Source organism: Lancefieldella parvula DNF00906, from assembly GCF_000758945.1.
Lineage (GTDB): Bacteria > Actinomycetota > Coriobacteriia > Coriobacteriales > Atopobiaceae > Lancefieldella > Lancefieldella parvula_C.
In genome coordinates, this window is sequence record NZ_JRND01000022.1 from 24,439 (window position 1) to 43,419 (window position 18,981).

General features: G+C 47.5%; 11 protein-coding genes. 8 read left to right on the forward strand and 3 right to left on the reverse strand.

Translation table 11 applies throughout. From position 1 onward, the window contains the following. Positions 1-26: 26 nt before the first annotated feature. Together HMPREF1647_RS04945 and HMPREF1647_RS04950 are read right to left on the reverse strand one after the other, a co-directional pair. Positions 27-5,444 carry a Spy0128 family protein gene (locus HMPREF1647_RS04945; protein ID WP_052039152.1) on the reverse strand — a complete coding sequence of 1,806 codons (5,418 nt, stop codon included), beginning with the start codon at positions 5,442-5,444 and terminating at the stop codon, positions 27-29. A gap of 44 nt (positions 5,445-5,488) precedes the next feature. Continuing rightward, positions 5,489-9,517: a beta strand repeat-containing protein gene (locus tag HMPREF1647_RS04950; RefSeq protein ID WP_035432631.1), complete on the reverse strand. Its 4,029-nt coding sequence runs from the start codon at positions 9,515-9,517 to the stop codon at positions 5,489-5,491. A 536-nt stretch (positions 9,518-10,053) separates the two neighbouring features. Between HMPREF1647_RS04950 and HMPREF1647_RS04955 the strand changes: the two genes are divergently transcribed. From HMPREF1647_RS04955 to HMPREF1647_RS04965, 3 genes are all read left to right on the forward strand, one after another. Next, positions 10,054-10,698: an HD domain-containing protein gene (locus HMPREF1647_RS04955; RefSeq protein ID WP_035432632.1), complete on the forward strand. Its 645-nt coding sequence runs from the start codon at positions 10,054-10,056 to the stop codon at positions 10,696-10,698. A 101-nt stretch (positions 10,699-10,799) separates the two neighbouring features. Further along, complete coding sequence (locus tag HMPREF1647_RS04960; RefSeq protein ID WP_035432634.1) at positions 10,800-11,927, forward strand: 5-methyltetrahydropteroyltriglutamate--homocysteine S-methyltransferase; 1,128 nt, start codon at positions 10,800-10,802, stop codon at positions 11,925-11,927. Positions 11,928-12,061: 134 nt separating this feature from the next. Beyond that, entirely contained in the window at positions 12,062-13,054 is a 993-nt protein-coding gene (locus tag HMPREF1647_RS04965; protein WP_035432636.1) for a helix-turn-helix transcriptional regulator, read from the forward strand. A 58-nt stretch (positions 13,055-13,112) separates the two neighbouring features. On the opposite strand, the gene HMPREF1647_RS04970 is transcribed toward HMPREF1647_RS04965, so the two are convergent. Beyond that, the gene (locus HMPREF1647_RS04970) at positions 13,113-13,436 is read right to left on the reverse strand and encodes an HIRAN domain-containing protein (RefSeq protein ID WP_035432638.1); all 324 of its coding nucleotides are present in this window, start codon (positions 13,434-13,436) and stop codon (positions 13,113-13,115) included. Positions 13,437-13,566: 130 nt separating this feature from the next. Between HMPREF1647_RS04970 and HMPREF1647_RS04975 the strand changes: the two genes are divergently transcribed. From HMPREF1647_RS04975 to HMPREF1647_RS04995, 5 genes are all read left to right on the forward strand, one after another. After that, positions 13,567-14,115, forward strand: a complete 549-nt coding sequence (locus HMPREF1647_RS04975) for a GNAT family N-acetyltransferase (protein ID WP_035432639.1) — start codon at positions 13,567-13,569, stop codon at positions 14,113-14,115. A 143-nt stretch (positions 14,116-14,258) separates the two neighbouring features. Then, positions 14,259-15,995: an ABC transporter ATP-binding protein/permease gene (locus HMPREF1647_RS04980; RefSeq protein WP_187468926.1), complete on the forward strand. Its 1,737-nt coding sequence runs from the start codon at positions 14,259-14,261 to the stop codon at positions 15,993-15,995. Further along, positions 15,995-17,695 carry an amino acid ABC transporter ATP-binding/permease protein gene (locus HMPREF1647_RS04985; RefSeq protein ID WP_187468927.1) on the forward strand — a complete coding sequence of 567 codons (1,701 nt, stop codon included), beginning with the start codon at positions 15,995-15,997 and terminating at the stop codon, positions 17,693-17,695. The genes HMPREF1647_RS04980 and HMPREF1647_RS04985 overlap by 1 nt, the downstream gene beginning before the upstream one ends. Continuing rightward, positions 17,695-18,012: a nitrous oxide-stimulated promoter family protein gene (locus HMPREF1647_RS04990; protein WP_035432640.1), complete on the forward strand. Its 318-nt coding sequence runs from the start codon at positions 17,695-17,697 to the stop codon at positions 18,010-18,012. The genes HMPREF1647_RS04985 and HMPREF1647_RS04990 overlap by 1 nt, the downstream gene beginning before the upstream one ends. Positions 18,013-18,250: 238 nt before the next feature. Further along, the gene (locus HMPREF1647_RS04995) at positions 18,251-18,910 is read left to right on the forward strand and encodes a Pr6Pr family membrane protein (protein ID WP_035432642.1); all 660 of its coding nucleotides are present in this window, start codon (positions 18,251-18,253) and stop codon (positions 18,908-18,910) included. The last annotated feature ends 71 nt before the right edge of the window (positions 18,911-18,981 follow it).

Below are 18,981 nucleotides of genomic sequence, written 5' to 3' on the forward strand. Positions count from 1 at the left end.
TTACGTACTAAGGAATGTTATAGATCTTACTTCTGCTTGCGAACCCTTAGTGCAAAGCCGAGAGCGGTGATGCCAGAAGCAACCATTCCAACAGAAGCAATCACAAGCTCAGCAACATCGCCAGTGTCTGGCAGAACGCGCTTCTTCTTAGTCTTAGAAGGCTTGTGTGGATCAGGGCTAGGAGTTGGCTCAGGATCTGGTGTTGGCTGAGGCTCAGGCTCTGGATAGTCGTTTGTGAATACCAGAGGAGGCGTGCTTCTGCACTCGCACTGATCAATCTCTGTTACGGTTCCATCTTCAGCGGTCTTAGTAATGTGGTAGGTGAAATCAAGCTCACCATCATCATTCTTAAAGACGGTGTAGGTGAGGGTGTAGACGGACTTGTCGTAAGTAACCCTCTGGTTAGTGCCGGTAACCTCTTTGATGGTGTAAACATAGGTGCCAGGCTGTGTAAAGACTAGCTCACCGAAGTTATTATCGCCAGAAACATCAACAGAAGTCTCAACGCTATCTGTTGTTGCGTTGTTTGGCATTGGGTAGGAAGGATCGTTGCGGGTGAGCGTGAACTTGAAGACATCCTGAGTTGTTGCAGTGCGTGGGTTGCCGCCGTTGTCGTCGGGGAGAACTGATGGATAGTCGGTTGGAGCATCTGGTGCGTTACCAGTAACAACCTTCTGGACAACTGGATAGTCCCTGGCTGGCAGTGGATCAGGATAGACGTTGGTGAATACTGCGCCAACTGCATCGTTATTCTCGCCAAGGTCAACGGTAGTGACATTTCCATTCTCATCAGCCTTGGTCATAGTGCGCTCGGCCTTCAGGTGGCCTTCTCCATCGTAGGTTACCTTGTAGGTGAGGGTGTAGACGGACTGGTCATACCTGATGCCCTGGGTGCCCATTTCCTCGTAGATGGTGTAGGTATAGGTTCCTGCTTCGGTGAAGGTGATCTCGCCGAATGAAGCGGTTCCGTGGAGCAGAATCTTTGTCTGCTTGGTATCGCCGTCGGAGTTCTCAGGCATTGGGTAAGAAGGATCAGTGCGCTTAAGCGTGAAAGTGAAAGTATGATCCTCATTCTCGGTTGCAGCTCTTGTGCTACCAAGTGAGGTTGCAGCCATGCCAGGAGTGTCGGTATCTGGTACGATATTGCGAGGATAGCCGCCCTCAACAATCTTAGTGACAGATGGAGCATGCTTTGCTGGCTCTGGATCCTCGTTGGAGTAGTGGTTGACAAACCTAATACCTGTTTCCCAGCTCTCAGCAACGGTAATTTCTTGGGTGGTTCCATCAGGATTAATCTTGGTGTAGAAGCGCTTGAGTTCTAGCTTACCATCCTCATTGCGAGAAACCACATACTTTAGCTTGTAGTAGGTCTTGTCGTACCTGACATTAGTCTGGGAGCCGGTAAGTTCGCGGACTGTGTAGGTATAGGTACCTTCTTTGGTGAACTTGAATTGGCCGAATGAGCTGGTACCGTTGAGATAAATAGTTGTTGAAGCGGTATCACCTTCGGTACCCTCGGGCATTGGATAGGAAGAATCATCGCGGGTTAGCGTGAAAGTGAAGACGTCTGGCTCGTTTACAGGCTCAACATCGTTGAGGAGAGATGCGGGAGAAGGCTCACCAGCTTTAGGTGGTGGGAAATGAGGGATATCACCTGTTATATTTTTTTCAATATATTCCTCGTGGTAGAGGTAGTCACTACCCTCTTCTGGGTAGTGGTTGGTGAATACCGCACCATTCTCGTCGTTATTCTCGCCAAGATCGATGACAGTAACGGTACCGTCAGGAGCAGTCTTGCTCAGAGCGCGCTTTGCCTGCAGCTGGCCGGAGCCATTGTCGGTGACGGTGTATGTGAGGGTGTAGACGCTCTTGTCGTAATCGATGTCCTGATTGCCCTCAATCTCTTTGATGGTATAGACGTAGGTACCAGGCTGCTCAAAGGTGATGCTCTTGAACTTAGCGTCACCAGCAAGAATTCTACGGGTACGCGCGGTGTCTCCTGTGGAGCCCTCAGGCATTGGGGAAGAAGGATCAAGACGCCTAAGCTCAAAGACAAAGACGTTAGGAGCATCAGCTTCGTCTTCGGAGCCATTCTCCAGGAAGTTATTGATGAGGCCATCAATGAAGCTATCGCTGAGACCGTCATTGCCAGCGCCAGGTGGGTTTGCAACGTCAGCAGCACCACCATTGAGAAGAGAGTTTAGAAGGGAAACAGGAGATGGGTTGCCAGGGTGAATCTCAACTGGAACATCACCGGTAACTTCCTTCTTGACGGATGGATTAACGATAACAGGCATTACGCGATACTCGTTGGTGAGGGTCTGAGTTTCAGCGTATTGCTCGGCAGTGAAGATGTGGGTTCTCTCCGCGTAATAGTAGTTGAGAGGGGTTTCGGTAATGGTATAAGAGACGGTGTCTGTTGCTGTATTGTCAACATATTTGCGAAGACCCCTGTAGACAATAGTGTAGGTATTGTCACCGTTATCAGTAACGGTAGGAGTTACCACACTGGTATCAAGGTTCTTATCGTTGGTGAGCTCCAGGTTGTTAGCGCCAAAATCGGCAGGAGTTGGACGCTTACCAGCTGCATTGTTGTTGTCTTTCCAAATCTTCTTGATGGTGATATCAATGCCTGCAAAGCTTAGCGCATGAGTTGAAAGGCTACGAGTGGAGTGGTTGCCAGCAATGTCGTAGTCAAGAACGCTGCTGAACACGCTGCGCTTACTGGTGTAGGAAGCGTCAACGTTGTCGGCAACCTTATAGGTGACGTCAACAAAGCCGCCGCTGTTTGCAGCAAGAGCGCGTGTAGAAGTAAAGAGCACCATGTCGGCCTCAGCCGGATCATTAACTACGGTGTAGTCACCAGGCTGCGGAGCATGGTTGGCATCGTAGGTAACACCAGGATTCAGCTTAATGTACTTGTGGGAGAAGTTCGAAGAAGAGTTGACGCTCTCAAGTGCCAGAGGCAGTTGAGTTGCACCCTCTGGGGTGATGCCAGCGCCGCGATTTACCGACTTAGACAGCAATGGAACAAACAGTTGAGTGGTATTTGCGGTGTTGCCGGTGTTATTGCGGACTGCAATATGAACGGTAGCAGTGTCTCCACGCTGCAGAACAGGAGTGGTTGCATCCTTGTTTGCAGAATCGTAGGTGTAGTCAGTAACGCTTCCGGTAATGCCATCCTTAACGGAGAGGGTGGAGGCCGCGGCAATAGCAGATGCCTGTGCAATGTTGATACCAGGGCGCTCGGAGAGAGAAACCATGGTCTCGCCAGAGTTGACGCTGTTGCCAAACAGGCTGGTGTACTGGGAAGTGTTCCAGTTGCTGCGGTCCCAGTGCTCGGCCTTAATCTGAGCGCCAATTTCCTTGAAGTCTTTGGTGGTAATGCCAACAAAGTCGTTGATGTGGTAGATGCCCTTACCTGCAAGATCGGTGGTGTGGACATCCATGCTCAGAGTCATGTTCTTGCTGGTAAAGTCTGGCTGATACTGGCCGCGAGTCTCGTCGCCAACATCAATGGTGTACTTCCAAACCTTAACAGCTACGCCGTCCTTATCGTACGTTCCTACAAACTCTGGAGCGCTGAGCGTGCCATTGGAAATGGTGAGGTTGCTGTAAGTGAAGCCCTCAGGCATGATGACGTAGAGCACTGGCTCCTGAAGAGGATTCCAGTCCCAGTTTGCGTCGTCGATGCGACCAGAAATCTTGAAGGTCTCACCGCCGTTAATCTGGGTCTTATCAATGCTACCAACGCCGTTAAGAACCTTGGGAGCGCCGGACTTAGCGGTCAGCGTAACGCCTGCGTCAGGAGTGGTACCGGTGTTGTAGAGCTTGACGTTAGTGACAACGTCGGCGTTAGTGCCCTTCTTCCAAGAGCCGTAAACGCCGTTGGAGATGTAACTCCAGCCGTAATACTCGTCAGTGACATGCTTGTTGTTCGGATTCCATGTATCGAGAAGATCGCTCATTGGCCTAATACCATCGTATCCGCCAAGAATTGGACCAAGGTCAACCTTGATGGAAGTGATGGAGGTATTGATATCAAGGCCAAGAGCAGTGTTGGTGATAAGTGCGGAGACACCAGAGGTTTGCAAAATGCTTGGGTCAGCAGTTCCGCTCGTACCGTCCGATGCGGTCCAGTGGATTGGACCATAGGTCATACCAGCCTTGTAAGGGATGGTGACGCCGCGGATGATAGCGGTCTGGTTCTGATCGATGGTCATCTCAAGCGTCTTTGGAGCGGTGTCTGTGGAGAGCTCGTTCTTGATGAGGTAGGTACCAAGACGAACGTTGTAGGTATCGTTTTTCTTGTATGCCCAGTTAGGAGCTGTGTCGACAAGAGCGTGTGTGGTAAGACGCTCTGGGTTAAGACCGTCAATTACGGTAACCGTAAGAGTAGAAGAAGCGTTTGCAGAGGTACGGTTGACGTTTGGAGTGTCATTCCAAACGGACATAGTGAGATTCTTAATGGTGACGTTAAAGGTTGAGTTGTTAGGTCTGGTGCTTGAAGCGGGAACCTTAATCTGTGGCTTAAAGGTTGGAGTACCTGCGTAAGAACCTGGCTCGTTCCACTCAACTGTTGCGGTCTTGTTAGTACCATCATCGGTGGTAGAAACAATGGTTCCTGCGGTGTTGTAGAGGCTGGTCTCGTTGACACCAACTAGCTCCATATCGCTTGGGTAGACAACCTGAACCGTAGTCTTGCTGTTTGCCTCGGTGAGTACCTTAGAGCCTGTGGTAGAAACCTGCAGGGTAGAGGTGGTGCCACCCTTAGAGAGAACCTCGGTGGACTGATCAGCCCAGAAACCATAGGTCATGGCGTCAGCTGCAGTAACAGATGAGGTATGTGGATCAATGTTTTGTGTTGCAGCGGTGCTCAAGCTAACACGAATTGCATTTGCGATAACCTGGCTTGCGCTCTGGTTCTCAACAGCATCGTCAAGCTTGAACTGAATTTCTCTTACGGAAGAAACCTGGGTCAAGCCGTTTTTGGTCATGTAGACCAGATCACCACTGCGGTTCTTCTCGGAACTTGCGCCAGGATAGCCGTAAGGAAGGGTTCCCGTTCCCGTAGGTGTGGTAACCAGGTCAGAGAAGCTGGTGTTTGAGATGCCACCAACGGTAAACGTTGCACCTGGAAGACCTGTGACATAGAGTCCGTCTCCAAACCTCACGTTGAGGTAGGTTGGCGAGAACTGCAGCGAGGCAGGGATTGTGTAGCCAACATTCAAGGCGTAGGTGACTCCCGCCTTTAGAGCAGGGGTTTGACCTGCAAGAAGGTCAGCAACTTGGGCGTGAGTCGACGCATCTTCAATGCTCAGAGCATTGATTTGAAGACCTGTGGTGTCTTCTGCGTAAGCTACGCTAAGGTTGGGCAGCAATGCTGCGACGAATGCAACGGCAGCTAAAAGCAACCCCGCTACAATCCTTGCCTTACTTTTCATAGCACATCCTAACTAGAGCGATACAGAACCAATCACTTTCTTTCTTACTTATTCTTACGACGCTTAGTAATGCCAAGTGAAGTCATTACAGCGGTCATACCAGCGAGAAGTGCAGCAAGAGGTGCTGCAGCAGAAGCATCTCCGGTGTATGGAGTCTTCTGCTTCTTTTTCTTAGATGGCTTAGTTGGAGTAGAAGGAGTCTCTGGAGTCTCATCCTCTGCAACAGTAATGGTTAGCTGGATTGTGTCGTTATCAGTTGCAACGGCGTCCTTACCATCTGGCCACTGGACACCATTCCAGGTGAACGAGAAGACCTTGCGGTTGCCAGCTGCGGAATCAGCAATAGCGCTGAAGGAGCCGGTAACGGTGCCGACAGCGGTGAGCTGGGTACCTGCAGCAACGTTGGAGTCAATGGTGACGCCAGGAATGGTGAGCTTCATCCAGCCATCGTTGGCACTTGCCTCATCAACAATGCGCTCAAGGTCAGAGTACGTCCTAATGGAGGAAGGATCGCTGAGCTCAAAGGTGACGGTAACCGTACGACCGTTGACCTGAACATCGCTGACCTTAAAGCCACTACCAAAGTTGGAAGCCTGGATAGTGTTGGCATCAAGGTTGCTTGGAAGTGTCATTCCCTCAGGAACGGTCAGAGTTGCTGTGAACTTGAACTTGAGGTTGCTCAGCGTAATAGTGTCATGGTTGGTATTAGGGTAGGCGCGCTCAATGTTGTTCATCTGCTCTTGGATAGAGGAAGCAAGAATGGAACCAGTGAGGTTAAAGGTAGAACCTGCCTTCATAGTGATGACCTGGTCATGCTCGGTATTCTCGTCAGCAAGCATATCTGCAGGAAGATTCATCTCAATTGGGTTGTTCACAATCAGAGTTTGCTGAATGCCGGTACCACGAGGGTCCCTGCTCGCAGCAATCTGAACGCCGTTCCAAGAAAGTTCGAACTTCTTGGTGACGTTGGTGACGGTGTTCTTTGCAAAAGATTCAAAGGAGCCAGTAAGAGTACCTGTAGCGGTGAGCTCCTGACCATTGGTTACCTGAGTTGGGTCAAGTGTGAGACCATCAACAGTTACGGTAAGAGGTCTTGCAATTTCTGCGGTAGCCGCATCGTCTTTGCCAACTGTCTCGACAGCGTCTTTGAGCTGCTTGTAGTTGGTGTAAGTGCCCTTGAGCTTCAGGGTAACGGTAACTTCCTGACCGTTCACGGAAACGTTTGTAACCTCAAAGAGATCACCAAGGCCAGAGGTAGTTACTGTTGGATTAGCTGGGACAACAACGCCAGCAGGAAGCGTGAGCTTTGCAGTAAAGGTAGAAGTTGTGCCAGAAAGCGTAATCTTGGTTAGGTCGTCGAGGCCGCCAGCAATGCCATTCTCAAAAGCGCTCATCTGATTAATGACGGAAGTAGCGTCAATAGCGCCTGTAAGACTGAAGCTCTTATCGTTAGAAACTTCCTTGATCTGAGTGGTGTTGCTCTGAGAATCACTCCACATATCAGCAGGAAGATCGCTAGTAAGCTCTACTCTCTGGATGGAAGGATCTTCCTTCCACTTGAGGTAATAGGTGACATCGTTGGTGAGCGTTGCTCCACCGTTGATGGTTGCAGGGGAGTTACCTGCAGCGTCGGTGAACCAGTAGTGATAGTTGTGACCAATAACAATGCCAAAGAAGGTCATTGGATCATCCGCGTTGTCCAGAATGTGGTTCTCAAAAGTTGCAATATTTGTGTAGGCAGTATTGGTGTTAGAACTGGTAGGACTTGCAATTCCAGCAGTTGTAGCGCTAAGGGTGTTGCTACTGAGGTTCTGAAGCAGCGCATTGACGTTGGTCTGCTCAGCAACAGTTGGGTGAGTCTTGATAGTTGCAACTTCTCCGCCGTTTGCATCGGTGGTGATGTCAAAGACGTTTGGATTCTGCTTAAAGACGCTGTTCGCAGAGAAGGTTCCACCATTTGCCGAGAAGGACACGGTAAGGTGCTGCTCTTCCCACTCTGCATACAGATCAACGGTATCAGTACCTGCAGGAACAGCAAGGCTGGAATTAGCCGCTACCTCATCGCCAGCTCCGTTTGCCTGAGTGGTCCAGCGCTTGAAGGTTTTACCTGCAATGTTGAAGTTGCTGTCGCGATTGTTAACGTCAGTGTTAGAAAGAACGTTAACGGTGCGACCAGCATTTGTAGCAACGCGCTCAATAACGGTAACGCCGTTGCCGTTGTGATATCTGACATAGAGCCAAGCAGTGTTGGCCTTCCAATGTGGATAGACCGTCATGTCAGAGGTGACCTGGGTATCAGCGGTGAACTGGTGCTCGGTACCAGCAGCGTCGGTGTAGTACCAGCCGTCAAACTCCTGACCACTTGCATAAGGATCTGCAGGTAGGGTAGTGGAGCCTTCTGCTACAGAAGAAGCAGTTGCAAGAGAGTTGCCGCGCATAGCAAGAGCAGTCTTGTTAGCAGTAGTGCCGTCAGCAAATGTTGGGTTGACGCCGGTAACGCCTGGGGTATTGAGGTCAAAGGTAACGGTTGCGGCAGGTGCCCAAACGTGCTTCTGACCATCGCTTGATGCGTTAGCAACTGGGTAGGTATAGGTTGCTCCGTTAGCATTAATGAGGCTTAGAGAGTTAGTTGATGGGTCAGCAAGGGTAAAGAGCGAGAGAACCTCGTTGCCGTTAGCTGCACCGTTTGTAGGGATAGTGCTACCAAAGCCACTGTTGTAGCTTGGTGCGTATTTGAGCAGGTAAGAGCCGCCAACAACGTTGTAGTTCTGACGAGTCTGGCCAGCGCCGTTATCGGAGTTCTTGGTAGCAGGGGTTTCTACCAGGCTGTTTCCGGTGAATTGGATGGAGCCGTTAGTCTGGGCTCCAAAGAGGGCGCCAGAGTTACGACCGTCTCCCTTAATGGTGGAGTTGTTAATGATGACATCACCAGTGTTGACGTTAAGACCGCCAGTTCCACCGTTGGTGAAGTTAAGGGTTGAGTTAGTAACGTTTACTGTTCCACCAGCTACACCAACAGAAATGCCAGAAGTTGAGCCAGCATTAGCATTAATGGTGGAGTTAACGATATTGGAAGTTCCCTGGATGGTCATGCCCGTAGCGCCGTACCATGAAGGATTAATGGTAAGGGTGGAGTCATTCATGTTGAGCTGGTTGACGTAGAAAGTCTGACCAAAGCCTTCAACGGTAAGGTCTGTGTTCCTAAGGTTGAGGTTGCGAGCGTCATTCCAGGTACGAGCCTGTGAAGTTACTTTGATAGTAGCGTTTTCAAAGGTGACACCAGACTCAAAGAAGTTTGTATTGCTCTTATCGTCTGCGGTGATGGTAACGCTGCTCTTGTTGGTGCTGCCGCTAACGGTTCCGCCAAGAGAAATACCGCGCGAGCCGCTTGCACCTGCGTTGTTCCTGAAGACATAAGTACCATCAGTGATGGTAGACCCATCCTGTGCGGTTAGTGCTGTCTTGAAGCCAGACATGGTAAGAGTGCCCGTGCCGGTCAGCGTTGAGCCAGGTGATAGAACCAGACCGTCAATGCTGTTTCCAGTGCCAGTAAGCGTTGCGCCCTCAGATTCAATCTTGAGTGTAAGACCAGAAGGAATGGTAACCGTAGAGGTCAGATTGAGGTTGCCTTTGAGATGAATGGTGTAGATTGAAGAAGTTTCTCCCCACAGCTCCAGTGCTTTCTGGAGAGATTTAACAGGATCGGAGCTGGAGCCCTCGTTAGTATCGCTACCGTTGGTTCCGTCTACCCAGAGCTCAGTTGAGATGTAAGAAAGGCTTCTTGTAACACGGCGAGAAGATCTTTCTGCAGGAGCAGCAGTCTGTTCAGAGGTCTGCTGGTTGGAAGTAGACTCTGCGGTAGTGGTAGCCTCAGTAGAGCTCTCTGCAGTTGCCTCCGAAGTTGAGGCAGTTGCATCACTTGTTTGAGTTGCTGCAACTTCTTGCGTCTGAGTTACTTCTTGAGTGCTAGCAATTTCTGCTAACGCTGAAGAAGGGACCAAAGAGAGCGCGAGTACCAAAGACATAGCTGTCTTTGCCCCTTTGCTTGCAAAGTTCTTGTTTTTTCTTTCCATACCTACCCCTAACAAATAGTGAATACCCCAACAAAATTTGCAATTAAATCTTGTGCCAAAAGTGATAAATCACGATAAGCACGATGGAGACAAATGACACATATTCAGAGCATTTTTTGTATAGATAATTATCTATTATTTTGGTAAAAATTGTTAGCTCAACCAGCGATTTTTATAGTTTGAACACATTTCAAAAAACGTCTTCATCTCATGTTATATAAATAATTTAATCAAAATATTTGGTACGTTGAAAAATGGCATTTAAATTGCTCTATTTTTAACGATTTTCTCGACATTTGTCATAAACGTGCAACGGATAAAAATTGCAATAGAAATGTATTAAATTTTAAGACAAATGTGAGTTATGCGGAAACTGAATAGCGGAAGCTGGATAGTTAACAATTTCATGAAATTTGGAGTTCAAAATTTTCTAGCAAGAGAAGCTTTGTACACTAAGAAAAAGACAGTTAAGAGGATGTGCAGTCTACGCAAATAGTGCGCGAAAGATACGTTTGAATGTGTTGAGCGGGGGAGTTATGGACTCAAAAATTATCGATGACGCTTTGGACTTTGTAAAAGAGGTCTTCTCCACAGATTTTAGTGGCCACGATTACTTCCACACGTTGCGCGTGTACAAAATGGCTGTAAGAATTGCGCAAGAGGAAGGAGCAAATCAAGAGATTGTTGCCCTTGCTGCGCTTTTGCACGATGTTGATGACATCAAGCTTTCTCCAGAGACGCATGAGAATAAGGATAGGGTTGTTGGTTTTCTGCGCCAGCATGCTGTTGACGAGGCCACTATCCAGGCAATTTGTACCGCAATCGATGAGGTTTCTTTCTCGGGAACAGACTCGGTAGTTCCTTCAACGCTTGAAGGTATGTGTGTTCAAGACGCAGATCGCCTGGACGCGCTTGGTGCTGTTGGCATCGCACGTACCTTTGCCTATGGTGGAAGTCATGGTCGTGGTATGTATGACCCAGATGAGCCACCAACTCTTAATATGAGCAGTGAGGAGTATCACTCACACAAATCAACGTCGCTCAATCACTTTTACGAGAAACTCTTTTTACTGGCAGACATGATGAATACGCGCAGTGGAAAAGAGCTAGGAAAAGCTCGCGAGAAGTACATGCGTGAGTATATTGACCAGTTCTTAGATGAGTGGAACGGTGAACGCTAAGATATAGTTTTTAGCTATATGAATTAGTTAAGTATTTGTATTTCACAAGTAAAGTTTTGATTGTCATACTGGTTTCTCGTAAGCAGTTCTAAGGGGCTATGATGGCAATCAAAAATGATAAAACTACTCCACATCGCTTTGATGTTGTTGGTAGCTTTCTTCGTCCAGAGAATCTCAAGCAGGCTCGTATTCAGTTCGAAAAAGGTCAGATTGATGCACATGAGCTCAAGCAAGTAGAGGACAAAGCTATTACAGAGCTTATCCAAAAGGAGAAGCAGGCAGGCCTTAAAGTCATTACTGACGGTGAGTTTAGACGTGCAACCTGGCACCTCGATTTTATGTGGGCGTTTGAAGGTATTGGCCATGCGCCAACTAATACTGGACTGCCTTTCCACGATGAGACTGCAGAGATTGACGACACCTTCCTCGTAGGAAAAGTGGAGCTCACCAAAGAGCATCCCTTTATAGAGCACTTCCGCTTTGTTCAGCAGTTTGAGGACGAGACAACTGTTGCCAAGCTTACTATTCCTGCACCTGCACAGTTTATTGAGCAGTTCATTATGCCCATGAATCGCGAGCAGACTAACAAGTACTATGCCAACGACCAGGACCTTCTTGAAGATATTGTTGCTGGCTACAGTGCGTTTATTAAGCAGGTATATGCTGCAGGCTGTCGTAATCTTCAGCTTGATGACTGCTCATGGGGCGTGCTGGTTGACCCACGTGCAGAGCTTTTCTTTGGCGCTGACCAGGAGGGTCTTAAGAAGATTAAGGCACTGCTCTTGGAGATTAACAACCGTGTTCTTGATGCGGCTCCAGCTGACCTGACTATTAACACGCATGTTTGCCGTGGTAACTTCCACAGTACCTGGGCCTGCGAAGGTGGTTATGACGATGTGGCCGACGCTCTTCTTGCTCAAGAGCACGTAAACGCTTTCTTCTTAGAATTTGATGATCATCGCTCCGGTGGCTTTGAGCCCCTGGCTTCTGTTCCAGCTGGTAAAAAAGTTGTGCTTGGTCTGATCACCACCAAGCACGCCCAGCTGGAAGAGAAAGCCAAGGTTATTGAGCGTGTTCATGAGGCGGCTCAGTACGTACCTCTGGAGAATCTCTGCCTTTCTCCCCAGTGCGGCTTTGCAAGCTGCGAGATTGGTAACAAGCTTACCGAAGATGAGCAGTGGGCAAAGATTGCGCTGGTTAAAGAAATTGCAGAAGAGGTTTGGGGCTAGACATCGGCTGGTTCACGGCTTGCCTGCGACTTACACGCCGTTTACCGAAGAGTTTCTGACCATACGTTCTTCTCGACTCCTGTCCACTAAAATGGACAGGAGTTTTTTTATTGGCGCTAGACTTCGGAGGCAGTATGCCAAGCGAGAAGACCCGCTGCTTGCATCTCATTCAGATTTTTGAAGAAGAAACCGATGATGATCACGGTCTGAGTACCCCTCAGCTTATCGAAAGACTTGCTGAACGCGGGCTTAGTGTAGAGCGTAAGACGCTGTATGACGATATTAAATCGTTGCAGAATTTTGGTTACGATATCCAGTCTTATCAGCGCCATCCTGTTGAATACGGCCTGGCTACCAGGAAATTTCAGGCTGAGGAACTTATGCTGATGGCTGATGCCGTACAGTCATCAAAGTTTTTGACGGAGCGTAAGGCAAACAATCTGGTGAGCCTCATTGGAGAGCTGGGGGGGAAGTCTACCTCTGACACGCTCAAGAAGCGTATTCATGTTGAAGGTCGTATTAAGTCGCAAAATGAGTCTGTGTTTTATGCGCTTAATGCTATTCAGACGGCGCTTTTGCAGAAGAAAAAAGTCTCGTTTAAGTATCGCAAGAAGGGCTTTAAAGATAAGGTTATTGAAGAGCTTCCTGTAAGAGAAGAAACACCTGTTCAACTTACGTATATTGACGATTTTTACTATCTTATTGTGTGGAACGATAAGCATCAAAACTTTGTCAATTATCGCGTGGATCGTATGTTTAGGCTTGAGGTTGCTGATGCCGACGCTACGGTTAACGAGCAAATCAAGCAGTTTGACATAGATAAGTATCAAGAGCGTGTCTTTGGTATGTACTCGGGCGAGGTTGTTGAGGTCACACTTCGTGTTAATGAGCGCGTAATGTGCTCGGTGTATGACCGTTTTGGCAAGAACATTATTTTGAATAACCCAAGTTCTGATGGCATAACGGCTGACGTGCACGTTTCTGTCATGGAAGCTCCAACGTTTTATGGTTGGCTTGCAACCTTTGGAACAGATATTGAGTTGGTAGCTCCAAAGAAGACCAGGCAGAAATATCAAGAGTACTTGAGTGGAATTCTTCAGAGCTACCAATCAGAGAAAGAGGATTAGCCAAACGGCGAAGACGGGATAAAACGGACGGGCTAAACCGGACAGTCACGTGTATCAATTAACGAGCATCAATGACGTAAAGACCTGCTTTAACAAGAAGATGACCATGGTGATCGCTGAGCTGCGTGATCTTGCAAGTAACAATGTTTTGATGTCCGTAGAAGAGCAAAGTACTCCAGAGAGAATTGCTTTCTCTAGGAATAAAACCAAGCTTGTTGTCATTAGAGTACAGAGCAAGAGCCTCTGGATCGTAAGGGTTATCGCGTTCAGGAACAATGGTTAGATCTGAGCCTAGTTTGAGCTGATCAAAGATAAGAGGAGCGTCGTAGTAGGGAAGACCGGAAATAACGAAGGAATCAACAAGCTTTGTAGGACTGTACATAAGAGCCTCCTTAGAAGATGTTGAGAACAGAATACGGATTTGTTAAAGAATGAGTGTCCAACAGATTGGACAGTAAAAAATAGCTGTAAGACAAAGCAGTAAGAGAAAATGAGTTTCAAAGGGAGTTTGCATGATTACCACTAAGAGATTGTTTCTTATCCCATGGCATGCATCTGATGCCGATGAGCTTTATGAACTGGCAAAAGACCCGGAGATTGGACCACTTTGTGGCTGGGAACCACACAAGACTCTAGAAGATTCCAAGCAAGTTCTTGCAAATATATTGTCCGAGAAGTTCTGTTATGCCGTAAAGGATATGAAGACTGGTCATGTAATTGGCTCGATGTCATTGGACTTTGAAGAAATTTCTGATCCAAAAGATTCCTCAAAGCAGTTACATCAGGCAGAAATTGGCTATTGGATTGGTCGTCCTTATTGGGGACAAGGATTGGCATCTGAGGGTACTCAAGCTCTTGTCACCTATGCATTTGAAGAGCATGGTATTGACCAGGTGATTATTAGATATCTTGAGCGTAATAAAAGGTCTGCTTCAGTGGCTCGAAAGTGCAGCTTCACGGAGATGGGTACTATTACAGACTTTAATAAGTACACAGGCAAAGAAGAGCAGTTTGGTATATCAATGCTCACAAAAGTGGACTGGGAACGTGTTCAAAAATAGCAGTTCTTTTCGCTATTTTGTGTGTTGTTTTTAAATGTTGCATAAGGCAAACTCATATTTGCAACGGCCGAACTGCATATAAAGTAGTTGAAACAGTTAGCGGATTTAAGATTTTGCTTGTAAGAAGAGCGAGAGAAGTTTTTATGATGATCAACAAACGCCTCATTGCCCTTATTGAGGAGAGTAAAAAATACATTGGCTTGACCGTGCTTTATCAGTGGATTGCGCTTCTCGCCAATATCGTATTTATGTATTCTTTGGCAAGAATGATACAAGCCCTGTTCTTGGATTATTTTGTCCTCAAAGAGCAGTTGGTGTTTATTGCACTCTGCCTTATTGTTATTGTGATTAGGTATTTCTGCAAACTTGCTCAGCACAAGACAAGTTTTTACGCAGCTAGAAGGGTCAAAAAGACTCTTCGCCAGAAGATCTATCAAAAGCTTTTGGAGTTTGGCCCTTCGTATAAAAATTCGTATGCTACCAGCGAGATTGTCCAGCTTGCCGTGGAAGGCGTTGATCAGCTGGAAACCTATTTTGCGCAGTACCTGCCACAGTTCTTCTATGCTGTTTTAGCTCCGCTCACACTTTTCCTTGTTTTGCTCCTTATTAGTCCGGTAGTTGGCATTGTTTTGCTGGTATTTGTTCCGCTTATCCCCATGACCATCGTTCTTATCCAGAAGTTTGCAAAGAAGCTTTTGTCTAAGTATTGGGGCCAGTATACGCAGCTTGGCGATACGTTTTTGGAGAACTTGCAGGGTCTGACCACGGCAAAGATTTACAAGGCTGATGGTTTTAAACACAAGCAGATGAACGAGGAAGCCGAGCATTTTAGGCGTATTACTATGAAAGTTCTAACCATGCAGCTCAACTCCATTACCGTCATGGACGTGGTTGCATTTGGTGGAAGCGCGCTTGGCACAATTCTTGCAATTCAGCAGGTAAATGACCAGCTCCTTTTTATGTGGGAGGGCGTTTTTGTCATTTTAATTTCAGCTGAGTTTTTCTTGCCTATGCGTCTTTTGGGCAGTTATTTCCATATTGCCATGAACGGTATGGCGGCATCGGATAAGATCTTTGACCTGCTTGATATGCCTGTTCGAGAGCAAGGGACCAAGACCGTTCCAGCATCTAGCGATGTCGCTTTGCACAACGTTTCTTTCTCCTACGATGGCGAGAAACCCGTCTTAGTGAACGTTTCTTTTGGAATGCGCGCCAACTCTCTGAATGCCCTGGTAGGAGAGTCAGGCTGTGGCAAATCAACAATTGCCGCACTTCTGACGGGAAAGCTTCGCTCGTATACGGGAGATGTACTGTTTGGAACCACCAGCCTGGCAGATATTTCTGACCAGAATTTGCTTCGAAACGTTACCTATATTGGACATCAAGCGCACCTCTTTATGGGAAGCGTTCGATCTAACCTTGCTATGGGTAACCCAGAAGCAACCGAAGAGCAGCTTTGGCATGCCCTTGAGCAGGTCAATCTTGCTGAGTTTGTAAAGTCTTTAGGTGGACTTGACGCTCCAGTTGCCGAGAAGGGCTCCAACTTGTCAGGTGGACAGCGCCAGAGGTTGGCACTTGCTCGAGCACTGCTTCACAATAGCCAGATGTACATCTTTGACGAAGCTACTTCAAACATTGATGTCGAGAGTGAAGACGTTATTATGCAGCAGGTACACCAGCTTGCTCAGACGAAGATGGTGCTGGTAATTTCACATCGACTGGTAAACGTTAAAAACGCCGATCAGATTGTTGTTATGCAACGTGGTCGCGTTGTTGGAAGCGGTACACACCAAGAGTTGCTTGCAACAAATGACGAGTACAAGCGAATGACGCAGGCCCAGACCGAGCTTGAGAATTATGTGAAAGGAGTTGAGGCGTAATGAAGACAGAAGTTAAGAACAACGCCACAACTGCACGTACTTCTCGCCGTAGCGCGCTCACTATTATGCTGAGACTGGTGGGACTGGTGCGCCCTCTGGCTGGCTTTATGATACTTGCAATTTTGATGGGTGTGTTAGGCAATCTTGCTGCTACGTTCATTAGCATTTTTGGTGCCTATGCGCTGCTCAGCGCTATGGGATTTGCTTCGTCTTCTCCTATGGTGTTGCTCTTTGGAGGCATGCTTCTGTTTGCGCTGGTCCGCGGTCTGCTGCGCTACGCTGAGCAGGAATGCAATCACTTTATTGCGTTTAAACTGCTTGCACTTATTAGAGACCGCGTATTTACGGCGCTCAGAAAGCTTGCTCCTGCAAAGCTTGAGGTCAAGAATAAGGGCAACCTGATGAGCGTCATTACCTCAGACATTGAGCTACTTGAGGTTTTCTATGCACATACTATCTCGCCTATTTGCATTGCGGTCGTGTTCTGCATTGTTATGGTGTGGTTTATTGCAAGTACTAGCAACTGGATTTTAGGCGTTATTGCACTTGTCTCTTACCTGATAGTTGGCGTGGCAATTCCACTTGCTATGTCTAAACGTTCCGAGCAGGACTCTGCTGAGGCAAGAGATCTTGCTGGTAAGCTCTCAACGGTTACCCTTGATAACCTGCGTGGACTTGACGAGATTCTGCAATATAACACTGGCGCACAGATGATTGAGGAAACAAGTCAACTAGCTGACCAGTTAAGTGACAGACAACAGGCAGTTAAGAAGGCATTTGGTGTCAACGATGCCGTCACCTCAACGATTATTTTGCTCTCCGGTCTTGTTATGTTCTTTAGCTCGTTTTATCTGGCTTATAACCAGCAGATTCTTATGAACGAAGCCTTTATTGTCACTATTGCATTGATGAGCTCGTTTGGTCCTGTTGTGGCTTTGGCAGCTCTGGGCACAACGCTTACCAGTACGTTTGCGGCAGGCAATCGCGTTCTAGATATTCTGGACGAGAAACCCCTGGTTGAAGACGTAGAGGGTCAAAAAGATATCTCCTATGAGGGTGTTCGCGTTTCTCAGCTTTCATTTGCGTATGATGACGAGCAGATTTTGGACAACATCTCCGTTGACATTCCTACCGATAAGATCGTGGGAATTGTAGGAAAGAGCGGCTCTGGCAAGTCTACGCTGCTTAAACTTTTGATGCGTTTCTGGCCAGCAACGCCTGGTGCTATTGAGATTTCTGGAACTCCTTTGGAGCAGATTAACACCTCTAACCTGCGTGATCTTGAGAGCTATATGACGCAGGATACACATCTGTACCATGATTCCATCAAGAACAATCTGCGCATTGCAAAGCTTGAAGCAACAGATGAAGAGATTATTGAGGCATGCAAGAAGGCTTCAATTCACGAGTATATCTCCACGCTGCCTCAGGGCTACGACACGCCTGTTGCAGAGCTTGGTGACTCGCTTTCTGGTGGAGAACGCCAGCGTATTGGCCTTGCTCGCGCATTTCTACATGACGCACCGATCATGTTGCTTGACGAGCCAACCAGTAACCTGGACAGCCTAAATGAGGCCATCATTTTGCGCTCACTTGATAAAGAGACCGAGCATAAATCCGTGGTTCTTGTCTCTCACAGAGCATCTACCATGGGAATTGCAGATGTTGTTTACACCGTTGATGGGGGACGTGTGAGCTAATGACACCGGAAGAAATTGAACGGAAGCGCCAAAAAGAAAAGGATCTCTTCTCGCTCATGATTCGCTTTTATTGCGAGAAGTGCCATCGTACCAAAGCCCACGAACCTCTGTGTGACGAGTGTGCTGAGCTTGAGAAGTATGCGCATACGCGTGTGGACCGCTGTCCTCACATTGAGACAAAGACGTTTTGCTCAAAATGCATATCGCATTGCTACAACAAAGAGATGCGAGCTCGAGTCAAAGAGGTCATGAAATCTTCGGGTCCACGACTTTTACTGCACCACCCAATTCTTGTCATCAAGCATGCGTTGCAGTAATTAAGTGCTGGTAGACGACAAAGGTTTGCTCTGCACAGGTCTTAGGCTCGCGCTAATAAAGTCTGCAACACCACGGTTTTCTTGCGACTCCACGGTCTTCTCGCCACAAAAACGAGAAGACCGCATTTTTTGAATCTTTTTCATTTGAAACATAACTGTTAACTCTGAGAATTACGTATTTTTGACGCGGCGCGGTAGGTTTACAGTGACCTCTCGCTTTACAGAAGGAGGTACTGCGTTGATTAAATCAAAGAAAGCGTCATTTATTTTTAAGCTGTTTATTGCTGTGATTGGCACCTTTGTGCTGTGTGATTCGGCAGGCGTCTTCCGAATGAACTTCCGCGTTTCTTTCTTGTACTACTTCACTAACATCTCTAACGTGCTGCTTGTTGCCTATTTCTGGGGCGCGCTGTTCCAAGCTTACAAGCATCCCGAGACCGCTCAGAAACCATGGATGCCAACGGTTAAGCACACACTTATGCTGGGTATTACGGTAACCGGCCTGGTAGCTTACTTCCTGCTTGACCACGGCGAGGTCTTTGTAAATGGCGTCTTTAAGTTCAATAATTTTATCCTGCACGATGTGACTCCAATTTGCGCCGTTTTGGACTGGCTGCTCTTTGACGAGAAGCCAACTATGAGCTTTAAAGAGCCTCTGATCTGGCCTTTATATCCGCTCACGTATTTTGCGTACATCATTGTCTTGGTCCTGGGCTTTGGCGTGCAGATTAAAGAGAAGTCTCGCTGGCCTTATGGATTTATGGACTTTGACAAGCTAGGAGTCCCAACAGTTACTTTGACCATTGTGATTCTGATTGTTGTCTTTGTTGCCCTGGGCTACCTCTACGTCGTCATTGATAAAAAACTTGGCGAGAAGATCAAGAAGGCTGAGAACTAAACGGACTGCATAGTCAAAGCGAGGTTAAAACCTTAAGCGATTGCACAGCGCTCGGCACTTGTGAACTGCCT

Bases quoted from the DNA above. Each gene is read 5' to 3' on its own strand.
- HMPREF1647_RS04945 (WP_052039152.1), bottom strand. From the start codon at position 5,444: ATGAAAAGTAAGGCAAGGATTGTAGCGGGGTTGCTTTTAGCTGCCGTT.
- HMPREF1647_RS04950 (WP_035432631.1), bottom strand. From the start codon at position 9,517: ATGGAAAGAAAAAACAAGAACTTTGCAAGCAAAGGGGCAAAGACAGCT.
- HMPREF1647_RS04955 (WP_035432632.1), top strand. From the start codon at position 10,054: ATGGACTCAAAAATTATCGATGACGCTTTGGACTTTGTAAAAGAGGTC.
- HMPREF1647_RS04960 (WP_035432634.1), top strand. From the start codon at position 10,800: ATGGCAATCAAAAATGATAAAACTACTCCACATCGCTTTGATGTTGTT.
- HMPREF1647_RS04965 (WP_035432636.1), top strand. From the start codon at position 12,062: ATGCCAAGCGAGAAGACCCGCTGCTTGCATCTCATTCAGATTTTTGAA.
- HMPREF1647_RS04970 (WP_035432638.1), bottom strand. From the start codon at position 13,436: ATGTACAGTCCTACAAAGCTTGTTGATTCCTTCGTTATTTCCGGTCTT.
- HMPREF1647_RS04975 (WP_035432639.1), top strand. From the start codon at position 13,567: ATGATTACCACTAAGAGATTGTTTCTTATCCCATGGCATGCATCTGAT.
- HMPREF1647_RS04980 (WP_187468926.1), top strand. From the start codon at position 14,259: ATGATGATCAACAAACGCCTCATTGCCCTTATTGAGGAGAGTAAAAAA.
- HMPREF1647_RS04985 (WP_187468927.1), top strand. From the start codon at position 15,995: ATGAAGACAGAAGTTAAGAACAACGCCACAACTGCACGTACTTCTCGC.
- HMPREF1647_RS04990 (WP_035432640.1), top strand. From the start codon at position 17,695: ATGACACCGGAAGAAATTGAACGGAAGCGCCAAAAAGAAAAGGATCTC.